This window comes from Streptomyces sp. NPDC039609 (assembly GCF_055596705.1).
Map to the genome: position 1 here is coordinate 13704 of NZ_JBVIUJ010000002.1, position 19562 is coordinate 33265.

The 19562-nt window shown below is 70.2% G+C and carries 13 protein-coding genes and 1 pseudogene; 7 read left to right on the forward strand and 7 right to left on the reverse strand.

Translation table 11 applies throughout. The features are described 5' to 3' along the window. Positions 1 to 113 precede the first annotated feature (113 nt). The 3 genes from ACZ561_RS05555 (at position 114) to ACZ561_RS05565 (ending at position 2869) form a co-directional block, all read left to right on the forward strand. Positions 114 to 884, forward strand: coding sequence for a ComF family protein (locus tag ACZ561_RS05555; protein ID WP_470990135.1), 771 nt, complete (start codon positions 114 to 116; stop codon positions 882 to 884). A 330-nt stretch (positions 885 to 1214) separates the two neighbouring features. Further along, complete coding sequence (hpf, locus tag ACZ561_RS05560; protein WP_376440415.1) at positions 1215 to 1895, forward strand: ribosome hibernation-promoting factor, HPF/YfiA family; 681 nt, start codon at positions 1215 to 1217, stop codon at positions 1893 to 1895. A 218-nt stretch (positions 1896 to 2113) separates the two neighbouring features. Next, on the forward strand, positions 2114 to 2869 hold the full coding sequence (locus ACZ561_RS05565; RefSeq protein WP_376440418.1) for a response regulator: 756 nt from the start codon (positions 2114 to 2116) through the stop codon (positions 2867 to 2869). 83 nt (positions 2870 to 2952) lie between these two features. Here the strand turns inward: ACZ561_RS05565 and ACZ561_RS05570 are convergent, their stop codons facing one another. Then, entirely contained in the window at positions 2953 to 4116 is a 1164-nt protein-coding gene (locus ACZ561_RS05570) for a winged helix-turn-helix domain-containing protein (RefSeq protein ID WP_470990138.1), read from the reverse strand. A 30-nt stretch (positions 4117 to 4146) separates the two neighbouring features. Beyond that, positions 4147 to 4731, reverse strand: a complete 585-nt coding sequence (locus tag ACZ561_RS05575; RefSeq protein ID WP_376440423.1) for a GNAT family N-acetyltransferase — start codon at positions 4729 to 4731, stop codon at positions 4147 to 4149. 239 nt (positions 4732 to 4970) lie between these two features. Between ACZ561_RS05575 and secA the strand changes: the two genes are divergently transcribed. Beyond that, the gene (gene secA / locus ACZ561_RS05580) at positions 4971 to 7778 is read left to right on the forward strand and encodes a preprotein translocase subunit SecA (RefSeq protein WP_470990141.1); all 2808 of its coding nucleotides are present in this window, start codon (positions 4971 to 4973) and stop codon (positions 7776 to 7778) included. Positions 7779 to 7957: 179 nt separating this feature from the next. Here the strand turns inward: secA and ACZ561_RS05585 are convergent. Beyond that, positions 7958 to 8473: pseudogene (locus ACZ561_RS05585) on the reverse strand (Rv3235 family protein); the annotation flags it as partial. 278 nt (positions 8474 to 8751) lie between these two features. Here ACZ561_RS05585 and ACZ561_RS05590 point away from each other — a divergent pair. After that, positions 8752 to 9258: a DUF6912 family protein gene (locus ACZ561_RS05590; RefSeq protein ID WP_470990144.1), complete on the forward strand. Its 507-nt coding sequence runs from the start codon at positions 8752 to 8754 to the stop codon at positions 9256 to 9258. An 85-nt stretch (positions 9259 to 9343) separates the two neighbouring features. After that, positions 9344 to 10003 (forward strand): HAD family hydrolase, encoded by a 660-nt coding sequence (locus ACZ561_RS05595; protein ID WP_470990147.1) that lies wholly within the window; start codon positions 9344 to 9346, stop codon positions 10001 to 10003. 343 nt (positions 10004 to 10346) lie between these two features. On the opposite strand, the gene ACZ561_RS05600 is transcribed toward ACZ561_RS05595, so the two are convergent. Continuing rightward, positions 10347 to 10904 (reverse strand): DJ-1/PfpI family protein, encoded by a 558-nt coding sequence (locus ACZ561_RS05600; RefSeq protein ID WP_470991285.1) that lies wholly within the window; start codon positions 10902 to 10904, stop codon positions 10347 to 10349. Positions 10905 to 11310: 406 nt separating this feature from the next. On the opposite strand from ACZ561_RS05600, the gene ACZ561_RS05605 reads away from it, so the two are divergent. Then, a complete protein-coding gene (locus tag ACZ561_RS05605; protein WP_470990150.1) occupies positions 11311 to 16269 on the forward strand; it encodes an NAD-glutamate dehydrogenase in 4959 nt (1652 codons plus the stop codon). Positions 16270 to 16321: 52 nt separating this feature from the next. Here ACZ561_RS05605 and ACZ561_RS05610 read toward each other — a convergent pair whose 3' ends face one another. From ACZ561_RS05610 to ACZ561_RS05620, 3 genes are all read right to left on the reverse strand, one after another. Next, entirely contained in the window at positions 16322 to 17644 is a 1323-nt protein-coding gene (locus tag ACZ561_RS05610; RefSeq protein ID WP_470990153.1) for a glycosyltransferase family 87 protein, read from the reverse strand. A 44-nt stretch (positions 17645 to 17688) separates the two neighbouring features. After that, positions 17689 to 18414, reverse strand: a complete 726-nt coding sequence (locus tag ACZ561_RS05615) for an ABC transporter ATP-binding protein (RefSeq protein ID WP_470991287.1) — start codon at positions 18412 to 18414, stop codon at positions 17689 to 17691. A 124-nt stretch (positions 18415 to 18538) separates the two neighbouring features. Continuing rightward, positions 18539 to 19477 (reverse strand): ABC transporter permease, encoded by a 939-nt coding sequence (locus ACZ561_RS05620; protein ID WP_376440442.1) that lies wholly within the window; start codon positions 19475 to 19477, stop codon positions 18539 to 18541. Positions 19478 to 19562 lie beyond the last annotated feature (85 nt).

The window sequence follows — 19562 nt, forward strand, 5'->3', positions numbered from 1 at the left end:
CCCTCCCCGATCACGTGCTCGGCCGACGGGAGTCTCCCCGGCCCCTGCCCGCCTCCGTCGCCCCGTTGTCCACAGGGGTGGCCGCCCGGGTCGGGCAGGAGGACAGTGGAGCCATGCGGGGGTGGTGGCGCGAGATCGCCGGACTGGTGCTGCCGGTCGCCTGCGGAGGCTGCGGCAGGCCCCGAACGGAGTTGTGCCCGCGGTGCCGGGAGGAGCTGGCAGGCCCCGGCCCGCGCCGGGTGCGGCCCGTTCCCGAGCCGGCCGGGCTGCCGGTCGTCCATGCCTCGGCGCCGTATGCCGACGCCGTACGGTCGGTGCTTCTCGCCCACAAGGAGCGCGGCGCGCTCTCCCTCGCCGGACCCCTCGGGTCGGCGCTCGCGGACGCCGTGGAGGCTGCTGCCGGGCGCTGTGACGCCTCGGGGACCCATCCCCTTCTCCTGGTACCGGTGCCCTCGTCACGGAGCTCGGTGCGGGCGCGTGGCCACGATCCGACTCGGCGTATCGCGCTCGCTGCGGCGGGCCGGTTGCGCAGTCGGGGGCGGGCCGCTCGGGTGATTCCGGTGCTGCGACAGCGCCGCGCCGTGGCGGACCAGTCCGGGCTCGGTGCCCGCGGACGGTTCGCCAATCTGGCCGGGGCGCTGGAGGTCGTGGCAGGTGGCGCGCGGCTCCTGGAGGGCGGGCGGGTGGTGCTGGTCGACGATCTGATGACCACGGGCGCCTCGTTGACGGAGGCGGCGCGGGCACTGAGTGCCGTACACCTGCCGTTCATTCGGGCACGGAGTGAAGGCACGGCGGAAAACGGCACGCCGGAAAGGGGATTCGCACGGGCCGCGGCGGCGGTAGTCGCATGTTCTCCGTCGTCGTTCGAAATAAACCGGAACTGACGGAGAACTTGCATCGTTGCAGGTGGTGAGAGGTGAGAACACCCGAACGGAGGTATGTGGCGGTAGCGGGTGCCGACACCCGTCCGAACGAGCTATGTTCGGTTGTGAGGAATGGCGAATGCTACGCCTCAGCGAATGCACGGGTGCGCCTACAGGACAGGAGTTCAGGGCGAATTAACCTCGGGTCGGTGGGGTGGGGATCTTGCCGGCTGGGGAGGAGGAGGTGAAAGTCGCCAAGTCCGAGGCTCCGGCATTCACCGGAGTCTGGTGCAAAGGGAGATGCTCGACGGCCGAGGAGCCGTTCTGAGCGATCCGGGAACGGAGTTCTGCGTGGACATCGTCGTCAAGGGCCGCAAGACCGAGGTGCCCGAGCGGTTCCGCAAGCACGTGGCCGAGAAGCTGAAGCTGGAGAGAATCCAGAAGCTCGACGGCAAGGTGATCAGCCTCGACGTCGAGGTGTCCAAGGAGCACAACCCGCGGCAGGCCGACAGGTCCGACCGTGTAGAGATCACCCTCCACTCCCGAGGCCCGGTGATCCGGGCGGAAGCGGCGGCAGGCGACCCGTACGCAGCGCTGGACCTCGCCAGCGACAAGCTGGACGCGCGACTGCGCAAGCAGCACGACAAGCGGTACACCCGCCGTGGCAACGGCAGGCTGTCGGCAGCCGAGGTCGCCGATGTGGTGCCGGGCGTCGCACAGCTCAACGGAAGCGGCGAGCTGGTGGGTCAGGAGTCCGCCGGGGTGCCCACCACGATGATGGGCTCGATCGAAGTGCAGGGCGAAGGCCCGCTGGTGGTCCGCGAGAAGACACACCGGGCCGCCCCGATGACCCTCGACCAGGCGCTCTACGAGATGGAGCTCGTCGGTCACGACTTCTATCTGTTCGTCGACTCCGACACCAAGCAGCCGAGTGTCGTCTACCGGCGGCATGCATACGACTACGGCGTCATCCATCTGGAGAGCGACCCGCTCGCCGAGGGTGGCGGCGCCGGTGGTGCCCTCGGCGGCTGACCCGCAGCCCCAGCGCCACCTCTGCTCTGTCCGTCACGGTGCCCCTGGAGCGCCCCTTGCGCCCCCAGGGGCACCCCCGTGCGACCCCATGGTGGCCACGGGATCACCGCACTGTCGTCCGGGCATGAAATCATGGCGTGCACGCCAACCTCTGCTTTGAGAGCAGCGGTTGGAGGACCGAACACGAATTCAGGCCACGGCCTTCAGGGGGAGGAACGATGGCGGACAGCTTCGGGCCGGTGCACAGCGGGCGAGAGCCTGATGGCGCGGCCACCCCCGAGGGATCGGATTCGGACAGCGGGGAGTCCCGCAAGGAGCCGATCCGAGTCCTCGTGGTGGACGACCATGCCCTGTTCCGTCGCGGCCTGGAGATCGTCCTCGCCCAGGAGGAGGACATCCAGGTCGTCGGCGAGGCGGGCGACGGGGCGGAGGCCGTCGACAAAGCCGCCGACCTGCTGCCCGACATCGTGCTGATGGATGTCCGGATGCCCAAGCGCGGCGGCATCGAGGCCTGCACCTCCATCAAGGAGGTGGCCCCCAGCGCGAAGATCATCATGCTGACGATCAGCGACGAGGAGGCCGATCTCTACGACGCGATCAAGGCGGGCGCGACCGGCTATCTCCTGAAGGAGATTTCCACCGACGAGGTCGCCACCGCGATTCGAGCGGTGGCCGACGGCCAGTCGCAGATCAGCCCGTCGATGGCGTCCAAGCTCCTCACCGAGTTCAAGTCGATGATCCAGCGCACGGACGAGCGCCGGCTGGTGCCGGCGCCCCGGCTGACCGACCGCGAGCTGGAAGTCCTCAAGCTCGTCGCGACCGGGATGAACAACCGGGACATCGCCAAGGAGTTGTTCATCTCCGAGAACACGGTGAAGAACCACGTGCGCAACATCCTGGAGAAGCTCCAGCTGCATTCCAGGATGGAAGCCGTGGTCTACGCGATGCGGGAGAAGATCCTCGAGATCCGCTGAGGCCGGAGAGCAGCCCCGGGCAGCCGGGGCTGCCCGGGGCGTCCACAGGTCCCGGGGGTCCCTGGATCAGGTGACGGCGGTCGTCAGCCGAGGGCAGCCGTAAGCGGGGCGATCAGCTCCGGTCGGTCCGCCCGCTCGATTCGCACCGAGTCGCACCCCACCCATCCGGCCGCCTCACGCAGCGCCTGCGCCATCGGACCGACCGCCTTGGCGGAGTCGAGCGACACCTGCCGGGCGACCAGCGTCCTGCCCTCGCGCGCCGGGTCGACGCGGCCCAGCAGTTTCCCGCCCGCCAGCAGCGGCATGGCGAAGTAGCCGTGCACGCGCTTCTGCTTCGGCACGTACGCCTCCAGGCGGTGGGTGAAGCCGAAGATCCGCTCCGTGCGCGGCCGCTCCCAGATCAGGGAGTCGAACGGCGACAGCAGCGTCGTGCGGTGCCGACCGCGCGGCTCCGTCGCCAGCGCCGCAGGATCGGCCCAGGCCGGCTTGGCCCAGCCCGCCACCGTCACCGGCACGAGCCCGGAGGCCTCCACCACGGCGTCGAACGCCTCGCCCTTGATCCGGTGGTAGTCGGCGATGTCCGCGCGCGTGCCCACGCCCAGCGCCTCGCCCGCCTGCCGCACCAGCCTCCGCAGGCACTCGGAGTCGTCCAGGTCGACCTGGAGCAGGGCGTCCGGAATCGCCCGCTCGGCCAGGTCGTAGACCCGCTTCCAGCCGCGCCGCTCGGTGCACACCACCTCGCCGTACATCAGCGCCCGCTCCACGGCGATCTTCGACTCGGACCAGTCCCACCACTCGCCCTTGTTCTTCGCGCCGCCGAGCTCCGTCGCGGTCTGCGGGCCCTCCGTACGCAGTTGCTTGATCACGGCGTCGTACGCGCCGTCGGGCAGATCGTGGTGCCACTGCGGACGGGAGCGGTAGGCACGGCGGCGGAAGGCGAAGAGCGGCCACTCCTCGACCGGCAGGATGCAGGCCGCATGCGACCAGTACTCGAAGGCGTGCCCCTCGGTCCAGTACGCGTCCTCGACCGTCGTACGGCCCACCGCGCCCAGCCGTGCGTACGGGATCAGCTCGTGCGAGCGGGCCAGGACGGAGATCGTGTCGAGCTGCACCTGCCCCAGATGGCGCAGCACGCCCCGCACCCCCGCGCGGCGGTCTGGCGCGCCCAGGAATCCCTGGGCGCGCAGGGCGATCCGGCGGGCCTCGTCCGCGGACAGTTCGGCAACAGGCGGCGGCGCAGTCGTCATGATCCGCAGCCTAGGGGCTGGCACTGACAGTCATCCCAGGGTCTGGGAAGTCGCCGCCGGATACGGCAGGGCGCCCGGCAGGCCGAGGTCGGACGGCAGCAGCGCGCCGACCCAGGAGTCCCGCAGCACTCCCTTGTTCGGCAGCGCGGCACGCAGTACGCCCTCGACCGCGAAACCGGCCTTCTCGGCGGTCGCCCGCGAGCCCGCGTTCCCGACCTCGGCGCGCCACTCCAGGCGCGTGCAGCGGAGCTCCGTGAAGGCCCAGCCGGCCAGCGCGAGGACGGCTTCCGTCATATAACCGCGGCCGCGGTGCTCCTTGGCGGTCCAGAAGCCGACCTCCCAAGTGCCCGAGCGCGGGTGGTGCAGCGCGACGGCGGCGAGGATCGGGCCGCCCTCCCGGGGCCGTACGGCGAAGCTGTACTCGGTGTCGTCGCGCCAGCCGTCGGGCACGACACGGTTCAGGAAGAACTCGGCGTCCTGACGCCCGTAGGGCGAGGGGACGGTCGTCCAGCGCTGGATCTCGGGGTCCTGGCAGATCGCGTGGACCTCGTCGGCGTCCTCCGGTGTGAACCTGCCGAGGGTCAGACGTTCCGTGATCAGTGTCTTCGGCTCCATGACGGAATTCTGGTGAGCGGACCGCCGCGAAGCGAACACTTTTCGGACCCTGCGGCACCTTCCGCGCGTCTCGAGCGTTCTCATTCCGGGCAGCGGTGACGCTCCGGTCCTTCGGGCCTCCCGGCGCGGCGGCGGTCTCGCTTACGATGGCCGTTGCGGTGGGGACCACCTGCCGTGCCCGCGCCCGAGTCCATCACAAGACCCAGTGCCAGGCCCGACCGGCAAGGAGACCAGCCTCAGTGTCCGTCTTCAACAAGCTCATGCGTGCAGGCGAAGGCAAGATCCTGCGCAAACTGCACCGCATCGCGGACCAGGTCAACTCCATCGAAGAGGACTTCGTCAACCTCTCCGACGCCGAGTTGCGGGGGCTCACCGAGGAGTACAAGCAGCGGTACGCCGACGGTGAGAGCCTCGACGACCTGCTCCCCGAGGCCTTCGCGACCGTCCGCGAGGCCGCCAAGCGCGTCCTCGGCCAGCGCCACTACGACGTCCAGCTGATGGGCGGCGCCGCCCTGCACCTCGGCTACGTGGCCGAGATGAAGACCGGTGAGGGCAAGACCCTCGTCGGCACGCTCCCGGCGTACCTGAACGCGCTGTCCGGCAAGGGCGTCCACCTGATCACGGTGAACGACTACCTGGCCGAGCGCGACTCCGAGATGATGGGCCGCGTCCACAAGTTCCTGGGCCTCGAGGTCGGCTGCATCCTCGCCAACATGACGCCGGCCCAGCGTCGCGAGCAGTACGCCTGCGACATCACGTACGGCACGAACAACGAGTTCGGCTTCGACTACCTGCGCGACAACATGGCGTGGTCCAAGGACGAGCTCGTCCAGCGCGGCCACAACTTCGCCTGTGTCGACGAGGTCGACTCCATCCTCGTCGACGAGGCCCGTACGCCGCTGATCATCTCCGGCCCGGCGGATCAGGCCACCAAGTGGTACGGCGACTTCGCCAAGCTGGTCACCCGCCTCACCAAGGGTGAGGCCGGCGTCCCGCTCAAGGGCATCGAGGAGACCGGTGACTACGAGGTCGACGAGAAGAAGCGCACCGTCGGCATCCACGAGTCCGGCGTCGCCAAGGTCGAGGACTGGCTGGGCATCGACAACCTCTACGAGTCGGTGAACACCCCGCTCGTCGGGTACCTGAACAACGCCATCAAGGCCAAGGAACTCTTCAAGAAGGACAAGGACTACGTCGTCATCGACGGCGAAGTCATGATCGTCGACGAGCACACCGGCCGTATCCTCGCCGGCCGCCGCTACAACGAGGGCATGCACCAGGCGATCGAGGCGAAGGAAGGGGTGGACATCAAGGACGAGAACCAGACCCTCGCCACGATCACCCTGCAGAACTTCTTCCGCCTCTACGACAAGCTCTCCGGCATGACCGGTACGGCCATGACCGAGGCGGCCGAGTTCCACCAGATCTACAAGCTGGGCGTCGTCCCGATCCCGACGAACAAGCCCATGGTCCGTAAGGACCAGTCGGACCTGATCTACCGGACCGAGGTCGCCAAGTTCGCCGCCGTCGTCGACGACATCGCGGAGAAGCACGAGAAGGGCCAGCCGATCCTCGTCGGTACGACGTCGGTCGAGAAGTCCGAGTACCTCTCCCAGCAGCTCTCCAAGCGCGGCATCCAGCACGAGGTGCTCAACGCCAAGCAGCACGACCGTGAGGCGACGATCGTCGCCCAGGCCGGCCGCAAGGGCGCCGTCACCGTCGCCACGAACATGGCCGGCCGAGGCACCGACATCAAGCTCGGCGGCAACCCGGACGACCTGGCCGAGGCCGAGCTGCGCCAGGCGGGCCTGGACCCGGTCGAGCACGTCGAGGAGTGGGCCGCGGCCCTCCCGGCCGCCCTGGAGCGTGCCGAGGCGGCCGTGAAGGCGGAGTTCGAGGAGGTCAAGGAGCTCGGCGGGCTGTACGTGCTGGGCACCGAGCGCCACGAGTCCCGCCGGATCGACAACCAGCTGCGCGGTCGTTCCGGCCGCCAGGGCGACCCGGGCGAGTCCCGCTTCTACCTCTCCCTCGGCGACGACCTGATGCGCCTGTTCAAGGCCCAGATGGTCGAGCGCGTCATGGCCATGGCCAACGTGCCGGACGACGTGCCGATCGAGAACAAGATGGTCACCCGCGCCATCGCCTCCGCGCAGTCCCAGGTCGAGACCCAGAACTTCGAGACGCGTAAGAACGTCCTGAAGTACGACGAGGTCCTCAACCGGCAGCGTGAGGTCATCTACGGCGAGCGCCGCCGTGTCCTGGAGGGCGAGGACCTGCACGAGCAGATCCGGCACTTCATGGACGACACGATCGACGACTACATCCGCCAGGAGACCGCCGAGGGCTTCGCGGAGGAGTGGGACCTCGACCGGCTGTGGACCGCGTTCAAGCAGCTCTACCCGGTGAAGGCGACCGTGGACGAGCTGGAGGAGGCGGCCGGCGACCGTGCGGGCATCACCGCCGAGTTCATCGCCGAGTCCGTCAAGGACGACATCCACGACCAGTACGACGCCCGTGAGAAGTCGCTCGGCTCGGACATCATGCGTGAGCTGGAGCGCCGCGTGGTCCTCTCCGTGCTCGACCGCAAGTGGCGCGAGCACCTCTACGAGATGGACTACCTCCAGGAGGGCATCGGCCTGCGCGCCATGGCGCAGAAGGACCCGCTGGTCGAGTACCAGCGCGAGGGCTTCGACATGTTCACCGCCATGATGGAGGGCATCAAGGAGGAGTCCGTCGGCTACCTGTTCAACCTGGAGGTCCAGGTCGAGCAGCAGGTCGAGGAGGTCCCGGTGAAGGACGCGGCTCCCTCCCTCACCAAGGAGGACGCCGTGCCGGCGCCCGCGCGTCCGGAGATCCGCGCCAAGGGCCTCGAGGCCCCGCAGCGGCCGGACCGGCTGCACTTCACCGCGCCGAAGGTGGACGGTGACGGCAGCGTCGTCGAGGGCGACTTCGTGAGCGAGGACGCCGGGGCAGGCGGCGACGGTCTGACGCGGGCGGAGCGTCGCAAGGCGCAGAAGAGCAGCGGCGGGCGTCGCCGCAAGAAGTAACCCCTGATGGGGTGGGAGGGGCCGGGCACCTGGTGAGGTGGTCGGCCCCTTCGTCATGTCCGGGACTGGGCGGGTACGCGGGGCTGGACCGTTACGCGGGGCTCGGTGAGCACTCGGGGCCGGACCGGTACGCGGGGCTCGGTGGGCAAGGGCGGCACGGCCTCCACGCGCGCGTGGAGGCCGTCCAGCTCGACGGCGGCGCAGCGCCAGCGGCGGTCGGCGCCGCGTTCCAGGCGGAAGGCCATGGCCCGGATCCGTTCGCCGGTGGCGACGGTCGCGCAGACCTCGACGGCATCCGTCCTGGGCGGGTGGAAGCGGCAGGTACGGAGCACGGGGCGGGCGCCGAGGGACCTGAAGGGGGTGTCCGGGGCGAGCTGGACGAGCTGTTCGTACGCCTCCCCGACGGTCATGCCGAGCATCCAGTGGACGGGCCGCTCGCCGCTGAGGACGGCGAGGAGGCGCTCGGCGAAGAGAGCGTGCGGCGGGAGTGCGCGAGGTGGCGTACGGACACGTGAGGGGGCTCCCGGGAGGGATCCGGGGCGGGGCCCGGCGGAGCCGCGGGGGCCGGTGCCGGCGGGGCCGCGGGGAGCGGTGCGGGGGCGAGGGGTGCGCGGACGCGTGGTTGCGACGGGAGGGGCGGCGGGCTCGGACGCGGGCGGCGGCGTGGTGGTGGGCGTCGTGGTGATGGCGTCCATGGGCGGTCCCCGTTCCGTACGGCCTCGGCGGTCTACCGGGCGGTAACTTCTGTTGGGGATCTTGTACGGGGGTGCTCGGCGCCCTCGCAAGGCTCCGTGGCCGCCCGCGTGGCCGTTCGCGCGCTTCACCTATCAGAGTGACGGGACAGTCTTCCCGGTCTGCCGGCACAAGGGTGGGGGATGCCTCGGGTGGACCCGCGAGACGGCGGCCTGGGGACCCCGAAGGGGGACTCCGCACGTATCCTGAGGGCGTTTCCGACTACGAAAGCGGCCAGCCAATGCGCGTGTACGTCCCCCTGACCCTTCCCGGTCTCGCACAGGCGCACAAGGCGGGCGAGCTGGGCCCCGGTCCGCTGACCGCGTACGCCGTGACCCCCGCCCTGCGCGAGTGGTACGTCTCGGACGACATCGAGGAGCTCGAGTACGCGGCTCTCAACCGGGCCGCGTCCGCGTCCCTGCGGCTGCTGGCCGGCAACCCCTCGGCGGCGCGCCGCCGGATCGTCGTCGCGGTCGACGTGCCGGACAAGGAGGCGGTGGTCGACCCCGACCGCGGCCTGGACGCCTCCTCGCTGGGCGAGGTCCGTATCGCCGGAGCCGTACCGCTGGCCAAGGCGGCGGCCGTGCACGCCGACGCGGACGACGCCGAGACGGACGTCTCGGCGGCGGCGGACGCGCTGGGGGCGGCGGACCAGGGTGACGACGACGCGCAGTTCACGGTGGACGGGGCGGAGGACCACGAGCTGCTGTGGTTCGGGGTGCAGGAGATTCCGGGGCTGCTGGGCTGACGGACGTCCGCCGCCGATCCCCGGGCCGACCGGTCTCCGGGCCGAACGACGTCGCCGTGTCGGTGGGTGCCGGTACCGTCTTCGCATGGGGAAGCACGGAAAGCACCTGGTCTGGGACTGGAACGGCACGCTGCTCGACGACATCGACGCGGTCATCGGGGCGACGAACGCGGCCTTCGCCGAGCTGGGCCTCGAGCCGATCACGCTCGCGCGCTACCGGGACCTGTACATGGTGCCGGTGCCGAAGTTCTACGAACGGCTGATGGGGCGGCTGCCCACGGACACGGAGTGGGAGCTCATGGACGGCGCGTTCCATCGGCACTACTGGCAGCGAGCCGAGAACTGTGGTCTGACGGCCGGGGCGGCGGAGCTGCTGGCCGCGCGGCAGGAGTCCGGTTTCACGCAGTCGCTGCTCTCGCTGGCGCCCCACGCCGAGCTGGTACCGCTGGTCCGGAGGCACGGGATCGAGGAGCGCTTCGTGCGGGTGGACGGGCGGGTGGGGGCGTCCACCGAGGGGAAGTCGGGGCACATGGTCCGGCATCTTCAGGCGCTGGGAGGCGTGCCTGCGGAGCGGATCGTGGTGATCGGCGATGCCGCGGACGACGCGCGGGCGGCGGCGTATGTGGGGGCGCGGGCCGTCCTGTACACCGGTGGATCGCACAGCCGGGTGTCACTGGAGGCGGTCGGGGTGCCCGTCGTCGACTCGCTCGCGGAGGCGGTCGCCGTGGCGGAGGACCTGGTCTAGGACCCGAGGCCGCCCGGTGGACGGTGGGGGAGCGGCCCGGTGAGGTGCGCCCGGCCTTCGGCCGGGCTGGGGTTCCCCCCGTTCCCACCCGCACCACTCGTTCCCACCCGCACCACCCGTGCAACGGAGAACACGGAGGTGCGGGTCGCCCAATGGCGTTCGAGCGCCGTCGGCGGCGGCCGCGAGCCGAGCCCGCACACCCTGCGGGCGTCGGCAGACGCCCCACGGGTCGCGGCCGCGCCCGCATGCCCCCACGGGTCTCAGGTCGCGCCCGCACGCCCCCACGGGTCTCAGTCGCGCCCGCACGCCCCTGGCGGGCGTCCGAAGACGCGCGCAAGGGCCCTCAGCCCGTCGCCCGCAGCAGTTTCAAGAATTCCCGCATCCACGTCGGGTGGTCCGGCCAGGCCCTCGAGGAGACCAGGGTGCCGTCCACCACCGCCTCCGTGTCCTGGAAGCTGGCGCCCGCTGCCTGCATGTCGAGTTCCAGGGCCGGGTACGCCGTGACCCTGCGGCCCTCCAGACCGCCGATCGCCGCCGTCAGGAGCGGGCCGTGGCAGATCTGGGCCACCGGCTTGTCCGCGTCGAAGAACGACTTGAGGATCTTGCGGAGCTCCGGGTCGTTGCGGAGGTACTCCGGAGCCCGGCCGCCCGGGATCACGACCGCGATGTAGTCGCCCGGATCCACCTCCGAGAACGCCAGGTCGGCGGGCCAGCTGTAGCCCGGCTTCTCGGTGTATGTGTCGTAGCCCGGCTCGAAGTCGTGCACCACGAACCGCAGCTGCTTGCGCGCCGGAGCGGCCATGTGGACCTCGTACCCCTCTTCGAGCAGGCGCTGGTACGGGTACATGACCTCCAGCGATTCCGCCGCGTCCCCGGTCACGATCAAGATCTTCGCCATGATGACTCCCAGATCGGTGGGTACCCCGCGTCCACGTTGCCCGCGGCGCCCCGCTTTGCCAAGAGGACATGTGTCGCTGTCCATAACGTCAAACTTCCACCCCCTCTTTTGTACACATACGGACCATGACGACTCCGGGGTGGAGAGCGATAGGCTTTTCCCGTGATCAGCGCGATACGCCGAGGGGGCAGCGAAGCCCCCGGCTCTCGCCCGGTCCGCTACCGCGGCCGGGCCGACATGGCGTTCGCTGATCCCTTCCGTCCGGGCCTCCCGCCGACATTGGCCGATATCGGCTCGGGCATCTCTCATCACGACATAGCGTCGACCTCGACCGGTAACCCCGCGTCGTGGCGTTGTGTCATTTCTTCCACCTACGTCACGCAACGGCGCGCGACAGGAGCCAGAGGACATGCAGACCAAGCTGGACGAAGCCAAGGCCGAGCTGCTCGCACGGGCTGCACGGGTAGCTGAGACCGGTCCGGTCGGGGGGCAACTTCCGACGGGGCCCGAGAAGGGGAAGCGCCCGGACAGGGACACCCTGCTCGACTACCTCCAGCGCTACTACCTGCACACCGCGCCCGAGGACCTCACCGACCGAGACCCGGTGGACGTCTTCGGCGCCGCTCTCTCGCACTACCGACTCGCGGAGAACCGCCCCCAGGGCACCGCGAACGTCCGCGTCCACACCCCGACGGTCGAGGAGAACGGCTGGACCTGCAGCCACTCCGTCGTCGAGGTCGTCACCGACGACATGCCCTTCCTCGTCGACTCGGTCACCAACGAGCTCTCCCGCCAGGGCCGCGGCATCCACGTCGTGATCCACCCGCAGGTCCGCGTCCGCCGCGACCTGACCGGCAAGCTCATCGAGGTCCTCGCCGCCGGGCCCGAGGGCGAGCAGACCCACGACGTGCTCACCGAGTCCTGGATCCACGTCGAGATCGACCGCGAGACCGACCGCGCCGACCTCAAGCAGATCACCACCGACCTGCTGCGTGTCCTGTCCGACGTCCGCGAGACCGTCGAGGACTGGGAGAAGATGCGCGACACCGCGCTGCGCATCGCCGAGAACCTGCCCGACGAGCCCACCGCCGACGATCTGCGCCCCACCGAGGTCGAAGAGGCCCGCGAGCTGCTGCGCTGGCTCTCGGACGACCACTTCACCTTCCTCGGCTACCGCGAGTACGAGCTGGTCAACGGAGACGCGCTGGCTGCCGTCCCCGGCACCGGCCTCGGCATCCTGCGCTCCGACCCGCACCACACCGGCGAGGACGACCACCACTCCCACCCCGTCTCGCCGTCCTTCAGCCGGCTGCCGGCCGACGCCCGCGCCAAGGCACGCGAGCACAAGCTGCTGATCCTGACCAAGGCCAACAGCCGCTCCACGGTGCACCGGCCCTCGTACCTCGACTACGTGGGCGTCAAGAAGTTCGACGCCGAGGGCAACGTCATCGGGGAGCGCCGCTTCCTGGGCCTGTTCTCCTCCGCCGCGTACACCGAGTCCGTCCGGCGCGTCCCGGTCATCAAGCGCAAGGTCCAGGAGGTCCTGGAGGGCGCGGGCTTCTCGCCCAACAGCCACGACGGCCGCGACCTGCTCCAGATCCTGGAGACGTACCCGCGCGACGAGCTCTTCCAGACCCCGGTCGACGAGCTGCGCTCCATCGTCACCTCCGTCCTCTACCTGCAGGAACGCCGCCGGCTGCGGCTCTACCTGCGCCAGGACGAGTACGGGCGCTACTACTCCGCCCTCGTCTACCTGCCGCGCGACCGCTTCAACACCACGGTCCGTGAGCGCCTGACCGGCATCCTCATGGAGGAGCTCGACGGCACCAACGTCGACTTCACCGCGTGGAACACCGAGTCGATCCTCTCCCGGCTCCACTTCGTCGTCCGTGTGGAGCCCGGCACCGAGCTGCCCCAGCTCTCCGACGCCGACAAGGACCGCATCGAGGCGCGTCTCGTCGAGGCCGCCCGCTCCTGGGCCGACGGCTTCGCCGAGGCCCTCAACGCCGAGTGCGGCGAGGAGCGCGCCGCCGAGCTGCTGCGCCGTTACGGCAACGCCTTCCCGGAGGGCTACAAGGCCGACCACTCGCCGCGCTCCGCCGTGGCCGACCTGGTCCACCTGGAGCAGCTGACCCTCACCGGCAAGGAGTTCGCGCTCTCGCTGTACGAGCCGGTCGGTGCCCGTCCCGGCGAGCGCCGCTTCAAGATCTACAAGGCCGGCGACCAGATCTCCCTCTCCGCCGTTCTCCCGGTGCTCAACCGGCTTGGTGTCGAGGTCATCGACGAGCGTCCGTACGAGCTGCGCTGCGCCGACCGTACGCACGCCTGGGTCTACGACTTCGGTCTGCGGATGCCCACCCCGACCGCCAACGGCGCCTCCTTCAGCGACGACGCCCGTGAGCGGTTCCAGGAGGCGTTCGCCGCCACCTGGACCGGCCAGGCCGAGAACGACGGCTTCAACTCGCTGGTCCTGAGCGCCGGGCTGAACTGGCGCCAGGCGATGGTGCTGCGCGCCTACGCGAAGTACCTGCGCCAGGCCGGTTCGACGTTCAGCCAGGACTACATGGAGGACACCCTCCGCAACAACGTCCACACCACCCGGCTGCTCGTCTCGCTCTTCGAGGCCCGGATGTCCCCGGAGCGCCAGCGTGCCGGCATCGAGCTGATCGACGCGCTGCTCGAGGAGCTGGACGCCGCCCTCGACCAGGTCGCGAGCCTGGACGAGGACCGCATCCTGCGCTCCTTCCTCACCGTCATCAAGGCGACCCTGCGGACGAACTTCTTCCAGAACTCGACGGACGGCGTCCCGCACTCCTACGTGTCGATGAAGTTCGACCCGCAGGCCATCCCCGACCTCCCCGCGCCCCGCCCGGCGTTCGAGATCTGGGTGTATTCGCCGCGCGTCGAGGGCGTCCACCTGCGCTTCGGCAAGGTCGCCCGAGGCGGTCTGCGCTGGTCCGACCGGCGTGAGGACTTCCGGACCGAGATCCTCGGCCTGGTCAAGGCGCAGATGGTGAAGAACACCGTCATCGTGCCCGTCGGCGCCAAGGGCGGCTTCGTCGCCAAGCAGCTCCCGGACCCGTCCGTGGACCGCGACGCGTGGCTGGCCGAGGGTGTCGCGAGCTACAAGACCTTCATCTCGGCGCTCCTCGACATCACCGACAACCTGGTCGCCGGCGAGGTCGTGCCCCCGGTCGACGTGGTCCGCCACGACGAGGACGACACGTACCTCGTCGTCGCCGCCGACAAGGGCACCGCGACCTTCTCCGACATCGCCAACGAGGTCGCCGTCTCGTACGGCTTCTGGCTCGGCGACGCGTTCGCCTCGGGCGGCTCGGCCGGCTACGACCACAAGGGCATGGGCATCACCGCCCGCGGCGCCTGGGAGTCCGTGAAGCGGCACTTCCGGGAGCTCGGTCACGACACCCAGACCGAGGACTTCACCGTCGTCGGCGTCGGCGACATGTCCGGCGACGTATTCGGCAACGGAATGCTGCTCTCCGAGCACATCCGCCTGGTCGCGGCCTTCGACCACCGCCACATCTTCATCGACCCGACCCCGGACGCGGCCGTCTCGTACGCCGAGCGGCGCCGTCTCTTCGAGCTGCCCCGCAGCTCCTGGGCCGACTACAACACCGAGCTCCTCTCCGCGGGCGGTGGCATCCACCCCCGTACCGCCAAGTCGATCCCGGTCAACGCGCAGATGCGGGCGGCCCTCGGCATCGAGGCCGGTGTCACCAAGATGACCCCGGCCGAGCTGATGCAGACGATCCTCCACTCGCCCGTCGACCTGCTGTGGAACGGCGGCATCGGTACGTACGTCAAGTCGTCCGCCGAGTCGAACGCGGACGTCGGCGACAAGGCGAACGACGCCATCCGCGTCAACGGCGAGGCCCTGCGGGTCAAGGTCGTCGGCGAGGGCGGCAACCTCGGTCTGACCCAGCTCGGCCGTATCGAGTTCGCCCGCAAGGGCGGCCCCGACGGCGAGGGCGGCAAGGTCAACACCGACGCCATCGACAACAGCGCCGGCGTGGACACCTCCGACCACGAGGTCAACATCAAGATCCTGCTCAACGGGCTCGTCACCGAAGGCGACATGACCGTGAAGCAGCGCAACAAGATCCTCGCCGAGATGACCGACGAGGTCGGCTCGCTCGTCCTGCGCAACAACTACGCGCAGAACGTCGCCCTGGCCAACGCGGTGGCGCAGTCGCCGTCCCTCCTCCACGCCCACCAGCGGTTCATGCGCCGCCTGGGCCGGGACGGAGCGCTCGACCGCTCGCTGGAGTTCCTGCCGCAGGACCGGCAGGTCCGCGAGCTGCTCAACAACGCCAAGGGCCTGAGCCAGCCGGAGCTCGCCGTCCTCCTCGCGTACACCAAGATCACGGTGGCCGACGAGCTGATCGGCACCGAGCTGCCGGACGACCCGTACCTGCGCGGTCTGCTCCACGCGTACTTCCCGACGCAGCTGCGCGAGAAGTTCGCCGACGCGGTCGACACCCATCCGCTGCGCCGGGAGATCGTCACCACGGTCCTGGTCAACGACACCGTCAACACCGGTGGCTCGACCTTCCTGCACCGCCTCCGCGAGGAGACCGGCGCGTCGATCGAGGAGATCGTCCGCGCGCAGACCGCCGCCCGCGCCATCTTCCGGCTCGGCGAGGTCTGGGACGCCGTCGAGGCGCTCGACAACCGGGTCCCGGCCGACGTCCAGACACGGATGCGGCTGCACTCCCGTCGTCTGGTCGAGCGCGGTACGCGCTGGCTGCTCGGCAACCGGCCGCAGCCGCTCCAGCTCGTCGAGACGATCGACTTCTTCGGTGAGCGCGTGGAGCAGGTCTGGGCCGAGCTGCCGCAGCTGCTGCGCGGTGCGGACCTGGAGTGGTACCAGTCGATCCTGGAGGAGCTGACCGAGGTCGGCGTGCCGGAGGAGCTCGCCCTGCGGGTCGCCGGCTTCTCCTCCGCCTTCCCGACGCTCGACATCGTCGCGATCGCGGACCGCACCGCCAAGGACCCGATGGCGGTCGCCGAGGTCTACTACGACCTGGCCGACCGGCTGCGGATCACCCAGCTCATGGACCGGATCATCGAACTGCCGCGCGCCGACCGGTGGCAGTCGATGGCTCGCGCCTCCATCCGCGAGGACCTGTTCGCCGCGCACGCCGCCCTCACCGCGGACGTGCTCTCGGCGGGCAACGGCACCTCGACGCCGGAGGAGCGGTTCAAGGCCTGGGAGCAGAAGAACGCGGCGATCCTCGGCCGGGCGCGCACGACGCTGGAGGAGATCCAGGGCTCGGAGACCTTCGACCTGGCGAACCTGTCGGTGGCGATGCGGACCATGCGCCAGCTGCTGCGCGCGCACAGCTAGTCGGTACGTGTGAAAGGGGCCCCGCCGGTATCCGTACCGGCGGGGCCCCTCGTCATACGGGGACGTCGACGGTCGAGGTCCACAGGCGCCGCGCGGCCAGCACGGCCGCCGCGAGCAGCAGCCCGTTGCGGACCCCCAGGACGGCCACGCCCGGCCAGGAGCCGGCCAGCACGTCCTCGTACAGCACCGGGTACGCGAGGGAGCTGAGCGCGGCCGCCGGCAGGAGCAGCAGCGCCACCGGTCGCATCACGGTCCGCCGCGAGGTCAGACAGACGGCGCTCAGACCGAGCAGCCAGATCATGTACTGCGGGCTGATCACCCGGCTGGTGACGGTGAAGAGCAGTACGGCGGCGAGCGCCGCGTCGAGCGGGGTCGCCTCGGTCCAGCCGCGGGCGCAGAGCCGCCAGAGCACCAGCCAGACGAAGGCGAGGACCGTCAGCAGCAGCGCGAGCCGGCCCACGCTGGAGACGTACGGGCCGACGTACTCGAAGGCGCCGTAGCGGTACCGGACGGTGCCCGGCCACACGCCCGTCACCCTGGCCAGCGCGAGCGCGCTGCCGCCCAGCGACTCGATCTGGACGCCACGGTTGCCTTGCGGGCGCAGGAAGCCGAGCGAGTTCGAGAAGAGGAGGGCCAGGGTGGCGAGGAGGGCCACGGCGGTGGTGGCGGCGGCGGTCCAGGCGTCGCGGGTGGTACGGCCCCGGGGCGTTCCGATCAGAGTGAGAACCGGCCACACCTTCACCAGCGTGCCGAGCGCGGCGAGCGCTCCGCCGAACCGGTGCGCGACGGTCCGTCGGGACTTCAGCGCGAGCAGGGCGAGGACGGCGAGGGCGGTGACCTGGACGTCGTACCGGGCCAGCGGGATGTGCAGGAGCAGCGGGAGGCCGCCGACCCAGATCCAGGAGCCGTGCGTGACCCGGGCGCTGTCGGCCCGGGCGAGGGCGAGGGTGATCGCGGCGTCGGCGAGGAGGGTGAGGGCGACGAAGGCCTGGAAGTACGTGAGCCAGGGCAGCACCCCGGGGGACATGATCACCAGACCCGCGCCGGGCGGGTACTGCCAGGTGATGTCGTTCACCGGGAAGGTGCCGTGGGCGAACTCCCGGTACCAGTGCTGGTAGAGGACGTGCACCTCGCGGCCGACACCGCCCACGCCCAGGGTGTCGCGCAGCAGGAGCAGCGCCATGCCGGCGCGGGTGACGACCCAGACGACGGCGAGGGCGAGGACGGAGCCCCGGCCGACGTTGACGAACGTGGCCGAGGTGAAGGTGTCCGAGTCGAAGGGCGAGCCGGTGAGGCCGGGCGGCGCGGCGGCACAGGTGTGTGTGTCGCCCCGTTCGGGGTCCGGCTCGGGAGTGAGGTTACGGTCCGTCGTCATCGAACCGAACTCTATTGGGGTTTGGGTGGTTTGCCCGTGTTTTATCAGCCCTTCTTGGTGAACGCCTCGTACGCCGCCACGACCTCCTCGGCCGGTCCGTCCATCCGCAGGGTGCCCGCCTCCAGCCACAGCGCGCGGTCGCACGTCTCGGTGATCGTGGAATTGGAGTGGGAGACGAGGAAGACGGTGCCCGCCTCGGCGCGCAGCTCGTCGATGCGCTGCTGGCTGCGGCGGCGGAACCTCGCGTCGCCGGTGGAGAGCGCCTCGTCGATGAGCAGCACGTCATGGCTCTTCGCCGCCGCGATGGAGAAGCGGAGGCGGGCGCCCATGCCGGAGGAGTACGTCCGCATGGGCAGCGAGATGAAGTCGCCCTTCTCGTTGATCCCGGAGAAGTCCACGATGTCGTCGTAGCGGGCGTCGACCTCCGCGCGGGTCATGCCCATCGCGAGTCCGCCGAGGGTCACGTTGCGCTCGCCGGTCAGATCGTTCATGAGGGCCGCGTTGACGCCGAGGAGGGAGGGCTGGCCGCGGGTGTAGATCCTGCCCTCGTTGACGGGCAGCAGACCGGCCACGGCCTTGAGGAGGGTGGATTTGCCCGATCCGTTCGAACCGATCAGGCCAATTGCCTCGCCCCGGTACGCGACGAAGCTGACGCCCTTGACCGCGTGCACCTTGCGGGCGCCCGGAGTGGCGCGCCTGGAGAAGATCCGGCTGAGGGCGGCGGTCGCGCTTCCCTTGCCGGTACGGGCGCCGTTGACGGTGTAGGTGATGTGGACGCCGTCGGCGACGACGGTGGGGGTGCGCTCCGGGGCCGGGGCGGCTTCGGGGGTCGGGGCCGGGACGGGGGTCGGTGTCGGGGCGGGGGTTGGTGTCGGGGTCTGCGTCAGGGTCTGCTCAGCCACGGCCGTAGGTCTCCTCTGCCTTCCAGAAGTAGATGAATCCACCGGCGAAGGCCACCAGTGCCCAGCCGGCGGCGAGCGCCCATACGTGCGGTGGCAGCTGGTCGGCGGTGAAGCTCTCGATGAGCGCGAAGCGCATCAGGTCGATGTAGACCGCCGCCGGATTGCCCTGGAGGACCGCGATCGCCGCGTCCGGGAGGCGGCCGCTCGCCGCCAGGTGCTGGATGGACCACATGGCGCCGGAGACGTACATCCATGTCCGCAGCAGGAACGGCATCAGCTGGGCGATGTCAGGGGTACGGGCGGCCAGTCGGGCCATGACGAGCGCGACCCCGGAGTTGAAGAGCGCCTGGAGGAGCAGGGCGGGGACGGCCAGGAGCCAGCTCCAGCGGGGGAACTCGCCGAAGCAGAACAGGATCGCGACCAGCACGCCGAGCGAGAGGAGCAGCTGCTGCAGCTGCTGGAGCGCGAGGGCGAGCGGGAGGCTCGCGCGGGGGAAGTGCAGGGCGCGGACGAGGCCGAGGTTCCCGCTGATCGCCCGGGTGCCGGTCATGATCGACTGCGAGGTGAAGGTCCAGACGAAGATGCCCGTGATCAGGAACGGGACGTAGTCCGGGATGCCCTGCTGGACGTTCATCAGGACGCCGAAGATCAGGTAGTACACCGCCGCGTTGAGCAGCGGGGTCACCACCTGCCAGACCTGGCCGAGCTTCGCCTGGCTGTACTGCGCGGTGAGCCGGGCGGTCGCGAACGCCCCGATGAAATCGCGCCGCGACCAGAGCTGCCGGACGTACGCGGGAAGGGTGGGGCGGGCTCCGCTGACGGACAGGCCGTGGCGCAGGGCCAGCGCGCGCAGGTCCTGTGGGGCGTGGGGGCTGGGTTTCGTGAGCGTCCCGGTGGTCACGAGCTCGCTTTCGACGCGGGTGCAGGGCATCGCTGGCGATGGAACGGGTCCGTATCGTCGCTACGGGGAGAGTAGGCCGCCATGGCGTCGCAACGCAACCGTATCGTCGTGACGT